Source organism: Erwinia sp. L03-1, assembly GCF_058686115.1.
The window spans coordinates 424,331-436,428 of the sequence record NZ_CM178762.1; the positions used below are offsets into that span (position 1 = coordinate 424,331).

Here is a 12,098-nt window from a genome sequence, read left to right on the forward strand (position 1 = left end):
ATTATGGTATCCCTTTATCTGGCCTCTGGTTCCCCTCGCCGTCGTGAGCTACTGACGCAGCTTGGCCTGCGGTTTGAGCGTCTCTCCACGCAGGTTGAAGAGCAAAAACATCCCGACGAAACCGCCGAAATCTACGCCCGTCGTCTTGCCTGTGACAAAGCACGGGCAGGTGTCGCCGTCGCGAAAAGCGATTTGCCCGTGTTGGGCGCGGATACTATCGTCGTTCTGCAGGGTGAGGTATTGGAAAAACCGGCTGACGAGGCCGCTGCCACCGCGATGCTGACGAAGCTTTCAGGGCAAACCCACCGGGTGATCACCGCTATTGCCCTGGCCGATCGCCGCCAGCAGCTGGACTGCCTGGTGGAGACAGAGGTGACGTTTCGCATCCTTACCCCTGAAGATATCGCGGCTTACATTGCCAGCGGTGAACCGATGGATAAAGCGGGTGCCTACGGCATTCAGGGGCTGGGTGGAAATTTTGTGCGGAAAATCAACGGCAGCTATCATGCCGTCGTGGGATTACCGCTGGTAGAAACTGCGGAGCTGTTCAGCAATTTCACCGCGATGCGTGAGGCAAAAGCAAATAATGACGGCTGAACTGCTGGTAAATATTACCCCCTCGGAAACGCGCGTTGCCTATATTGACGGCGGGATCCTGCAGGAGATCCACATTGAGCGTGAGGCGCGTCGGGGCATCGTCGGCAATATTTATAAGGGCCGCGTCAGCCGGGTATTGCCGGGGATGCAGGCGGCATTTGTCGATATTGGTCTCGAGAAGGCCGCCTTTCTGCATGCGTCTGACATTATGCCGCATACGGAGTGCGTAGCCGGGGAGGAGCAGAAGAACTTTTCGGTGCGTGATATCTCCGAGCTGGTCCGTCAGGGGCAGGATTTAATGGTTCAGGTGGTGAAAGATCCGCTGGGCACAAAGGGGGCGCGTCTGACTACCGATATCACGCTGCCCTCGCGCTATCTGGTATTTATGCCCGGCGCATCGCACGTTGGCGTTTCACAGCGTATTGAAAGCGAAGCGGAACGCAACCGGCTTAAGGCCGTCGTCTCCTCCTACTGTGACGAACTGGGCGGCTATATTATCCGCACGGCGGCCGAGGGAGTGGGCGAAGTGGAACTGGCGTCCGATGCGGCGTTTCTTAAGCGTCTGTGGACCAAGGTGATCGAGCGTAAAAAGCGCAATCAGACCCGCTATCGGCTGTACGGTGAGGTTGCGCTGTCGCAGCGCATTCTGCGCGACTTTGCCGGCGCTGCACTCGATCGCGTGCGGATCGATTCGCGGCTGAGCTATGAACAGCTGGTGGAGTTTACCGGGGAATATATCCCTGAAATGACCGCTAAGCTTGAGCTGTATACCGGGAATCAGCCCATTTTCGACCTCTTTGATGTGGAAAATGAGATCCAGCGCTCGCTCGACCGTAAGGTGGAGCTGAAGTCTGGCGGCTATCTGATTATCGATCAGACCGAAGCGATGACCACTATTGATATCAATACTGGCGCCTTTGTGGGTCACCGCAATCTTGATGAAACCATTTTTAACACCAATATTGAAGCCACCCAGGCGATCGCCCGCCAGCTCCGCCTGCGCAATCTGGGCGGCATTATCATTATTGATTTCATTGATATGAGTAACGACGATCACCGTCGTCGCGTGTTGCATTCGCTGGAACAGGCGTTAAGCAAAGACCGGGTTAAAACCGGGATCAATGGCTTTTCTCAGCTTGGGCTGGTGGAAATGACCCGCAAGCGCACCCGTGAAAGCATTGAGCACGTCCTGTGTCAGGGCTGTCCGGTGTGTAAAGGGCGGGGCACGCTAAAAACCGTCGAAACCGTCTGTTATGAAATTATGCGTGAAATCGTTCGTGTGCATCATGCCTATGATTCCGATCGCTTTCTGGTCTATGTTTCCCCTGCGGTGGGTGAGGCGCTGAAAACCGATGAGTCACATGCCCTGGCAGAAGTTGAAATATTCGTCGGTAAGCAGGTAAAAGTGCAGATAGAACCGCTTTATACTCAGGAGCAATTTGACGTGGTAATGATGTAACGTTGCGGGAGGGGTTCCACCCTCCTGTTTCGCCTGCTGATTAATCGACTTCGTTTGGGTAAACTACAGCCTGTGCACCCTGATCCATTTCGTTCGCGAGAAGGATGTGACGAGGGTGCGTGATGACTTTCCGTTCTCGCGGAAGACAAGGAGAGGTGTGTGAGGCAATTGCCGAAGATTCTGCTGCTAACCGGCGCAATAGTTGTGGTCATTGTTGCGCTGCTTATTAGCGGGCTACGACTGGTTATGCCCCACATGAATAGCTGGCGTGAGCCCCTGCTGGATAAGGTCTCTTCCGTCATCGGGATGCCTGTACAGGCGAGTGCGCTTAGCGGTCAGTGGCAGAACTTTGGTCCGGTGCTGGAAGTAAAACAGATTCAGGTTGGTCTGAAGGATGGCGGCGAACTGAAGGTCGATCGCGTTTCACTGGCGCTGGACGTCTGGCAGTCGCTGCTGCATCTGCGCTGGCAGTTTCGCAACCTCACCTTTTACCATCTCAGACTCACCACTAACACGCCGCTGACCAGCGGAAACAGCGATAAAATGCAGCTTGAGCCGGGGCAGTTCAGCGATCTCTTCCTGCGCCAGTTTGACCATTTCGACCTGCGCGACAGCCAGATTAGCTTTCTTACACCTTCCGGCCAGCGCGCCCGCCTGGATATTCCACAGCTCACCTGGCTGAATGAAAAAAATCGCCATCGGGCAGAAGGGCTGGTCAACCTCTCAAGCTTTACCGGCCAGCACGGCGAGGTGCAGGTACGGCTGGATCTGAGCGATAGCAACGGCTATCTCGACACCGGGCGCGTCTGGATGCAGGCCGACGACGTGGACGTCAGGCCCTGGCTGGGACAATGGATGCGCGATAATACCAGTCTGGAAAGCGCGCGCTTCAGCCTGGCGGCATGGATGAGCCTGAAAGACGGGCAAATTTATGACGGGGACGTACTGCTTAAAAAGGGCGGCGCAAGCTGGAAGGGCGAGAAGCAGGCTCACCAGCTCACCGTCGATAATGTTACCGCCCATATTGCCCGCTTTAATAATGGCTGGCGCATACATCTGCCGCAAACCAATCTGGTCACGGATGGGAAGCCCTGGCCGAAAGGGCAGTTATCCCTGCTCTGGCTGCCAGCAGACAGCACGCTCCCGGGGCCCGATCGCCAGGACGAAATTCGCGTGCGCGCGAACAACCTGGATATCGAACGTATTGATCCGCTGATACCCTTATTTGCCAGGCTGTCGCCGCAGCTGCTTAATAACTGGCGCGCACTGCAGCCTCGCGGGCGTCTTAACGCACTGGCGGTGGATGTGCCCCTCGCCCAGCCCGATCAAAGCCGCTTTCAGGCCCGCTGGCAGGATCTGAGCTGGCAGCACTGGCAGCTCCTTCCCGGCATGGAACACTTTAGCGGTAGCGTATCGGGCGCGGTTGCCGACGGGCAGCTGAAATTCAACGTTCGCGATGCCAGCCTGCCGTATGGCTCGATGTTCCGTGCGCCGCTTGAAATTGAGCAGGCCACGGGCGGCATCCGCTGGCAGTACAGTCACGATAGGTTGATGCTGGCCGGCGATAAGCTGGACATCAAAGCCCGCTCTCTGTGGGCCAGGGGTGATTTTAGCTATACGCAGTCTGAAGGACAGGCGCCACAGCTGGATATCCTGGCGGGAATCAATGTCACGCAGGCCGGGGATGCCTGGCGCTACTTCCCGGAGCCGCTGATGGGCACGTCGCTGGTGAATTATCTTAGCGGGGCGATCAAAGGCGGTCAGGCGCATAACGCCTCGCTGATCTTCCACGGAAATCCCCATCTGTTCCCCTTTAAGCACAATGACGGCATGTTTGAAGTGTGGGTTCCGCTGAGGCAGGCGACCTATCAGTTCCAGCCAGGCTGGCCCGCGCTTGAGAACCTTGATATTAACCTCGACTTTATCAACGATGGTCTGTGGATGAAGGCACAAGAGACGAAGCTTGGCGACGTGCGGGGCAGAAACATTTCCGCCGTTATTCCTGACTACGTGAAGGAAAAGCTGATTATTGACGGCGATATCAGTGGCTCAGGAGCAGAGGTTGGTGATTATTTCAATCTTTCCCCGTTGAAATCATCCCTTGGCGCGGCGCTGGAACAGCTACAAATAGGCGGTGATGTAAGTGGTCACTTACATCTGAATATCCCGCTGGATGGTGAGGAGGTGCATGCCACCGGCGATGTGAATCTCAATAATAATACGCTGTTTATTAAACCGCTGGACAGCACCCTGCATGCGCTTCACGGCCGCTTTACCTACGATAACGGCAATCTGCAAAGCGGACCGCTGGCCGCCAGCTGGTTTGGCCAGCCGGTGGACGTGAGCTTTTCTACCCGCGAAGAAGTGAAAGGTTTCGATATCGGTATTGATATGAAAGGCGACTGGCAGCCGGCAAAAATAGACCTTATTCCCGACGGCCTGCGGAAAAAACTCAGCGGCAGCGCCAGCTGGCAGAGCAATATTCTGATCAATTTGCCCCACAAGGGGGGGGCAGAGTATCAGATTGTCCTTGACGGCGATCTGAAAAATGTGAGCAGTCACTTACCTTCTCCGCTCGATAAAGATTCAGGTGTAGCGATGCCGGTCAGAATTAATGCCAAAGGAAATCTGGCCGCTTTCACCCTGAGCGGGGCGCTGGGAGAACGTAATCGTTTTAACAGCAGATGGCTGCTGGGCAAACAGCTCAGGGTCGAGCGTGGCATATGGGAAAATAATGCCAAAGCAACGCCACCGCTGCCAGACAAGAGCGGAATGGTACTGAACCTGCCGCCGCTGGACGGTGCCGCCTGGCTAGGCCTGTTCAGCGCCGATAGCACACAAGGCAGCGGGTTGGGAGCCCGTAGCAAAAGCAGCATTCCCGGTAATATTACCCTGCACACGCCTCAGCTCACTCTGGCGGGCCAGGAATGGCACGATCTGAACGCAACGCTCAGCCAGAGCGTATCGGGCGATCCCCGCGTAGAGGTTAAGGGGCGTGAAATTACAGGCGCGCTGGATATGAATCAGCGCTCTCCCTGGGTGGGTCACCTTAACTATCTTTATTACAACCCGGAGTGGGATACACAGAAAAGCGCATCGCCGCTGCCTGACGATACCCGTGGGATTGATTTCAGCCGGTGGCCAGCGCTAAATATCGTCTGTGACCAGTGCTGGCTGAGAGGGCAGAAATTTGGCCGGATGCAGGCGAACCTCTCTCATAGCAGTGATACGCTGACGTTGCGTAACGGGTTAATTGATACCGGCAGCGCCAGACTGACGGTGAACGGCGAGTGGGTCAACCGCCCTGGTGCCCAGCGCACCGCGCTGAAGGGGGTGCTGAGTGGCAGGAAGGTCAATGATGCAACCAACTGGTTTGGTGTGAACTCGCCGCTGCGCGACTCGCCCTTTACGATTAACTACGATCTTCACTGGCAGTCGGCGCCCTGGCAGCCGTCGGAGGCCACCCTAAGCGGCGTGCTTAAAAGCCACTTTGGCGCGGGTCAGATAGCCGACGTCAATACGGGCCGCGCCGGGCAGCTCCTACGCCTGGTGAGTTTCGATGCGCTACTGCGTAAGCTGCGCCTTGATTTCAGCGATACCTTCGATCGCGGCTTTTTCTACGACTCCATTAACGGCACCGCCTGGATTGATAAAGGCACGCTGCATACCGATAACCTGCTGGTTGACGGGCTGGAGGCGGATATTGCCATGAAGGGTAAAATGGATCTGGTGAAACGTCAGATTGATATGGAAGCGGTGGTCACGCCGGAAATCTCCGCTACGGTGGGCGTAGCGACGGCCTTTGCAGTAAACCCGGTGATTGGAGCGGCGGTATTTGCGGCCAGTAAAGTGCTGGGCCCGCTCTGGAACAAGATATCGGTGCTGCGCTACCATATTTCCGGGCCGATTGATAAACCACAGATTGACGAAGTGTTGCGAAAGCCGCGAGATAACAGCGCGAAGTGAATTTGACGTGACCGGGGAATTGCCTCAGGCTATAGAAATGCGATGCCAGCGGTTACTGGCTCATCCACACAGAGCGAGAATACATGAGTCTGAATCTGGTAAGTGAGCAGTTACTAACTGCGAATAATATTAATCAACAGGATCTCTTTACCCTGCTTGGTCAGCTTTCTGAACGTAAGCTCGACTATGCGGATCTCTATTTTCAGTCCAGCTTTCACGAATCCTGGGTGCTGGAAGACCGCATTATTAAGGATGGCTCCTGGAACATTGACCAGGGCGTCGGCGTCCGTGCGGTCAGCGGCGAAAAAACCGGGTTTGCCTATGCCGACCAAATCACGCTAAACGCCCTGACGCAAAGCGCCATGGCCGCGCGCAGCATTGTGCGTGAGCAGGGCAACGGTATCTCCCGTACGCTGGGGGCGGTAGTGAACCGTCCCCTTTATCCGGCGGTTGATCCTCTGCAAAGCCTCAGTCGTGAAGAAAAAATCGCCCTGCTGCATCGCGTTGACAGTACTGCGCGTGCGGCAGATAAGCGGGTGCAGGAAGTCAGCGCCAGCCTGAGCGGCGTCTATGAACTGATTCTGGTGGCGGCAACCGACGGAACGCTTGCGACCGACGTCCGGCCACTGGTTCGCCTCTCCGTCAGCGTTCAGGTTGAAGAAAACGGTAAGCGCGAACGCGGTTCAAGCGGCGGCGGCGGCCGTTTCGGCTACGAATTCTTCCTGGCTGACGAATCGGGCGAAGTTCGTGCTGATGCCTGGGCGCGCGAAGCGGTGCGGATGGCGTTAGTGAATCTTAACGCCGTGGCGGCACCTGCCGGGACCATCCCGGTGGTGCTGGGCGCGGGCTGGCCGGGCGTCCTGCTGCACGAAGCGGTGGGCCACGGTCTTGAAGGTGACTTCAACCGTCGGGGAACCTCGGTGTTTAGCGGTCAGATGGGCCAGATGGTGGCATCCGAGCTCTGCACCGTCGTTGATGATGGCACCATTGACGGGCTGCGCGGCTCGCTGGCCGTGGATGATGAAGGCGTACCCGGGCAATACAATGTGCTGATCGAAAACGGCATCCTCAAGGGCTATATGCAGGATAAGCTCAATGCGCGCCTGATGGGAGTCAACCCCACCGGCAATGGGCGACGTGAATCCTATGCCCATCTGCCGATGCCGCGCATGACCAATACCTATATGCTGGACGGTAAATCCACCCCGCAGGAAATTATCGAAAGCGTGGATTACGGCCTGTATGCGCCAAACTTTGGCGGTGGGCAGGTGGATATCACCTCCGGCAAGTTTGTGTTCTCAACCTCAGAGGCCTATCTGATTGAGAAGGGCAAGGTCACTAAAGCCGTGAAAGGAGCGACCCTCATCGGCTCGGGCATTGAGGCGATGCAGCAGATTTCGATGGTAGGCAACGATCTGGCACTGGATAAGGGCGTTGGCGTCTGCGGCAAAGAGGGGCAGAGTCTGCCAGTCGGCGTTGGCCAGCCGACCCTGAAGCTGGATAAACTGACCGTAGGTGGCACCGCCTGACGGCATGACGCCGCCTGCCAGGGCGGCGTCTTTTATTTCCCTACTCCCCTCTGAACTCCTGATAAATATCCGCCACCCGGTCAAAATACGCCGTCAGAGAATCAATACAGAGCTGAACCTTAAGCGGTAGCTTATCTTTCTGGGTATAGACCGCATAAACCGGTCGTGGCACCGACTGGTAGTGCGGGAAAAGGATGTCCACTTTACCGGCATTGATCTCATCAATCACCCACATCAACGGCACCCAGGCAATCCCGGAGCCTGCACCCAGCCACTTAATCAGCGTTTGTGAATCATTGGTAGCGAAGCGCCCCTGCGGCGAGAGGCGGATCGAAACGCCTTCCGGCGAGGTCAGTTCTACATCGTTATCGGGCCGGACACTGTATTGCAGCCAGGAAAAATTGCTGATGTCCGTCGGCTTTTCGGGAATGCCATGCGTGGCCAGATAGCTTCTGGCGGCACAGACCACCATCGGCATTGAGCCGAGCCTTTTGGAAAACAGGTTAGAATCCTGGAGCGCCCCCACGCGGATCACCAGGTCCAGGCCATCAGCAATCAGGTCAGGCGCCGGGCTGCCGGTGACCAGATTCACGGTCAGGCCCGGATACTTTTTCAGCATCTCTGCGCTCATCGTCGCCAACACATTCTGCGCCATGGTAGAGGAGCTACCGATGCGCAGCGCACCGACCGGCGTGTTATTGAAGGCGTAGAGCTGCTCATGCACCTGCTGTGCCTCAGCCATCATCCGCCGACAGCCCTGAAAATAAATTTTCCCCGCCTCGGTCAGGCCGAGGCTGCGCGTACTGCGATTCAGCAGCTTGATCTGCAATTCGTCCTCAAGCTTTGCGACGATTTGGCTTACGGCGGAAACGCTCATCTGCATTTGATGGGCGGCAGCGGTGAAGGATCCCAGCTCCACGACTCGTGCAAACACGGTCATGCCTTTCAGTCTTTCCATTATTAACTCTGGCTTAAAAGTGATTTAGATCACATTAGGTAGAAAACACATAGTCAGCCGCGTTACTATAGCACCGCCGGGTTACTCCTCTGTAACTCAACTCACCGAAATGCTGGCTCCTGAATACGCTATTATTCATTGAGCGCCGGTTATGATTATCTGACAGTATGCGTGCAAGACTGTCATCATCAACCTGTAAAACAGCAGCCGCCCTGTGCAAGGGAGGTGGCTTTTGTATGGCAAATGCGAGCCCGGTTAAGTACTGACAAGGATAAGAGATGAGTATGCTTCCGGTTATTGTAATATTTGGGCTCTCCTTTCCGCCCATATTCTTTGAAATCATAGTTTCACTGATGCTGTTCTGGCTGGTGCGACGTCTGCTTACGCCAACCGGGATTTACGATTTGGTCTGGCATCCCGCACTGTTTAATACAGCACTCTACTGCTGCCTGTTTTATCTGGTTTCCCGATTGTTTGTCTGAGGTCTGAGTGAAAGCGCTAACAAGAAAAATTTCCCGGTTTGCCATTACCCTTATTCTGGTCATCGTAGCCGTCATTGTCATCTTCCGCGCCTGGGTGTTTTACACCGAGTCGCCCTGGACGCGTGATGCTAAATTTACCGCTGATATCGTGGCGATAGCCCCGGATGTTAGCGGTCTGATCACCGACGTTCGCGTACACGACAACCAGCTGGTGAAAAAAGATCAGGTGCTGTTTGTGGTTGATCAGCCGCGTTATCAGCAGGCGCTGAATCAGGCCGAAGCCGACGTCGCCTATTATCAGACGCTGGTCAGTGAAAAACGACGTGAGGCTGCCCGCCGTAACCAGCTGGGCGTCTCTGCGATGTCGCGGGAAGCGATCGACCAGGCGAATAATGAATACCAGACTACCGAGCATCAGCTGGCAAAGGCCACGGCAACCCGTGATACCGCGCAGCTCGATTTAACCCGTACCGTAGTGAAAGCCCCTGCCGATGGCTGGATTACCAACCTTAACGTCTACCGCGGTGAATTCATTACCCGGGGATCGACGGCGGTAGCGCTGGTACAGGCGCATACCTTCTACATCCTCGCCTACATGGAAGAGACTAAGCTGGAGGGCGTCCGGCCGGGCTATCGCGTAGAGATTACGCCGCTGGGCAGTAACCGCGTGCTGCACGGCACCGTTGACAGTATTGCGGCTGGGGTAACCAACAGCAGCAGCACGATAGACAGTAAAGGCATGGCTACCATCGACTCAAACCTTGAGTGGGTGCGTCTGGCGCAGCGTGTGCCCGTCCGTATCCGTCTGGATCAGCAGCAGGGTAATATCTATCCTTCCGGTACCACTGCAACGGTGGTGATAACGGGTGCGCGCGATCGTCAGACCAGTGATATGTCACCCATGATGAAACTGATGCATCGCCTGCGTGAGTTCGGCTAAGCAGGGAGCAGTTATGCAGTGGTATCGTCTGCGATTTCCGATCAAACTCACCTTTGCCATTGTGCTGGCACTGGTGATTGGCTTTCACTTTAATCTGCAAACGCCGCGCTGGGCCGTCATGACGGCCTGTATCGTTGCGGGCGGCACGGCATTTGCGGCCGGCGGCGATCCCTTTTCCGGTGCGCTACGTCACCGTGGCATGTTGCGTATTATCGGCACCTTTATCGGCTGCATCGCCTCGCTGGTGATCATGATCGCCACCATTCGCGCGCCGGTCGTTATGCTGCTGTTGTGCTGCCTGTGGGCAGGATTCTGCGTCTGGCTCTCCTCACTGATTAAAGTTGAGAACTCCTATGCATTGGGTCTGGCGGGCTATACCGCGCTAATTATCGTGGTAAGTCTGAATGCCAATGGTTCGGTACTGGTGGCACCGCAGTTTGCCGTTGAACGCTGTAGCGAAATCATCATAGGGATTGTCTGCGCTATCCTCGCGGATATGCTGTTCTCTCCACGTTCCATTAAGCAGGATCTCGATCGGGAAGTGGATGCGCTGCTGGTGGATCACTATCATCTGATGCAGCTCTGCGTCGCGCCTGCGCCGAAAGAGGAGGTCGATAAGGCCCTGACCGGACTGGTGCGTCGCACAACCGCCGTTAACGGCATGCGTAGCCACCTGATGATGGAGTCGGGAAGATGGCATAACATCGATCGACGCCTGCGCGCTTTAAACACGCTTTCGCTGACGCTGATTACCCAGGCGGCTGAGGCCTTTGTTATCCAGGACACACGTGAGGCTTATCTGCCGCCGCAGTTTCATCTGTTATTTGAAAAACCGGCCACTATGGTGGCAGAAGTCCACAAACAGATGAAGGTGCTGCGTAGAGTCATCAGCGCCAGCGGCAGTAAAAATACCCCGGTCGCTATCGCAAACTGGGTGGGTGCCGCAACCCGCTATCTGCTTCTGCTTAAGGGCATTCACACCAACGCCCGCATCAGCAGTATGGAAGAAGAAGTTCTGAACGGTGAGCCGGTAGTGAAAATGCGTTCTGCGGAAACACGACACGCGCTGGTTAACGGTATCCGCACCTTTGTTGCCACTGCTATCGGCTCGCTGTTCTGGCTCTGGTCAGGCTGGTCGTCGGGGAGTGGTGCCATGGTTATGCTGGCGGTCGTCACCGCGCTGGCGATGCGCATGCCCAATCCGCTGATGATGGCGAAAGACTTCCTCTACGGGATGATCGTGGCCATTCCGCTCGGCTCGCTTTACTACATGTTCATCATGCCATCGACACAACAGAGTATGCTGTTGTTGTGCATTGCGATGGGGGTAATGGCATTTGTTGCCGGGATCCTTATCCAGCGTCGGCAGATTGGCACGCTGGGCGCACTGGTTGGCACGGTCAACGTACTGACGCTTGATAACCCAATGACCTTTAACGTGAGCGCCTTTCTGGATAACGCGCTTGGCCAGGCCATTGGCTGCTTTCTGGCGCTGCTGGTGATCCTGCTGATTCGTGATACGTCAAAAGACCGCATTGGCCGCACGCTGCTTAACCGCTTTATGTACTCTGCGGTTTCGGCCCTGACGACAAATCAGCTCAGACGGCGGGAAAACCACCTGCCCGCCCTTTACCAGCAGTTGTTTATGCTGCTCAATATGTTCCCAGGCGACATAAACAAGTATCGCATCGCCCTAACGCTGATTATCAGCCATCAGCGGCTGCGTGAGGCAGAAATTCCGGACAATGCCGACCTTTCGGCCTACCATAAACAGCTGCGCCACACCGCAGACCGTGTCGTCGCTTCCGGCAGTGATACTAAACGTAGGCGTAATTTTGAGCAGCTACTGGCAGAGCTGGAGATTTACCAGGAAAAACTCCGGCAGTATGACGCGCCACTCAGCGCCACCGAGCCGGTGCAGCGGCTCGGTGAGATGCTGAAAAAGTACCAAAGTACGCTGATTCAGATTTAACCCCAGGGCAGGGTGCAGGCACATTATTGATCTGCACCTGCACCTGCACCTGCACCTGCACCTGCATCCGACCTGACACCTGCTTTCTCATCTGCCCCCGTAGACGCTCACCTACCTGCTTTCTCATCTGCCCCCGTACACGCCTCCACCTACCGGCATCCGTCCAGAGCGTATTCCTGTACGTTGCCTGCGGGG

At 56.0% G+C, this 12,098-nt stretch carries 8 protein-coding genes; 7 read left to right on the forward strand and 1 reads right to left on the reverse strand.

Translation table 11 applies throughout. The features are described from left to right. The first annotated feature begins 3 nt into the window (after positions 1 to 3). The 4 genes from AC4PCC_RS01985 to tldD all read left to right on the forward strand — a co-directional run bounded on the left by AC4PCC_RS01985 (position 4) and on the right by tldD (position 7,551). Positions 4 to 597: a Maf family protein gene (locus AC4PCC_RS01985; protein WP_492126228.1), complete on the forward strand. Its 594-nt coding sequence runs from the start codon at positions 4 to 6 to the stop codon at positions 595 to 597. Continuing rightward, positions 587 to 2,056 carry a ribonuclease G gene (gene rng / locus AC4PCC_RS01990; protein ID WP_067710236.1) on the forward strand — a complete coding sequence of 490 codons (1,470 nt, stop codon included), beginning with the start codon at positions 587 to 589 and terminating at the stop codon, positions 2,054 to 2,056. The genes AC4PCC_RS01985 and rng overlap by 11 nt, the downstream gene beginning before the upstream one ends. 159 nt (positions 2,057 to 2,215) lie before the next feature. Next, positions 2,216 to 6,022, forward strand: a complete 3,807-nt coding sequence (gene yhdP / locus AC4PCC_RS01995; protein ID WP_492126229.1) for an AsmA2 domain-containing protein YhdP — start codon at positions 2,216 to 2,218, stop codon at positions 6,020 to 6,022. Between the two features lie 83 nt (positions 6,023 to 6,105). Beyond that, complete coding sequence (tldD, locus tag AC4PCC_RS02000) at positions 6,106 to 7,551, forward strand: metalloprotease TldD (protein WP_492126230.1); 1,446 nt, start codon at positions 6,106 to 6,108, stop codon at positions 7,549 to 7,551. 40 nt (positions 7,552 to 7,591) lie between these two features. On the opposite strand, the gene aaeR is transcribed toward tldD, so the two are convergent. Next, the gene (gene aaeR, locus AC4PCC_RS02005; protein WP_067710242.1) at positions 7,592 to 8,509 is read right to left on the reverse strand and encodes an HTH-type transcriptional activator AaeR; all 918 of its coding nucleotides are present in this window, start codon (positions 8,507 to 8,509) and stop codon (positions 7,592 to 7,594) included. Between the two features lie 278 nt (positions 8,510 to 8,787). On the opposite strand from aaeR, the gene aaeX reads away from it, so the two are divergent. The 3 genes from aaeX to aaeB are packed head-to-tail and all read left to right on the forward strand — an operon-like array spanning position 8,788 to position 11,903. Then, positions 8,788 to 8,991 (forward strand): p-hydroxybenzoic acid efflux pump operon protein AaeX, encoded by a 204-nt coding sequence (gene aaeX, locus AC4PCC_RS02010; protein WP_013204079.1) that lies wholly within the window; start codon positions 8,788 to 8,790, stop codon positions 8,989 to 8,991. A gap of 7 nt (positions 8,992 to 8,998) precedes the next feature. Further along, positions 8,999 to 9,931 (forward strand): p-hydroxybenzoic acid efflux pump subunit AaeA, encoded by a 933-nt coding sequence (gene aaeA / locus AC4PCC_RS02015; protein ID WP_067710244.1) that lies wholly within the window; start codon positions 8,999 to 9,001, stop codon positions 9,929 to 9,931. 13 nt (positions 9,932 to 9,944) lie between these two features. Further along, a complete protein-coding gene (aaeB, locus tag AC4PCC_RS02020; RefSeq protein WP_492126231.1) occupies positions 9,945 to 11,903 on the forward strand; it encodes a p-hydroxybenzoic acid efflux pump subunit AaeB in 1,959 nt (652 codons plus the stop codon). Positions 11,904 to 12,098: the final 195 nt, after the last annotated feature.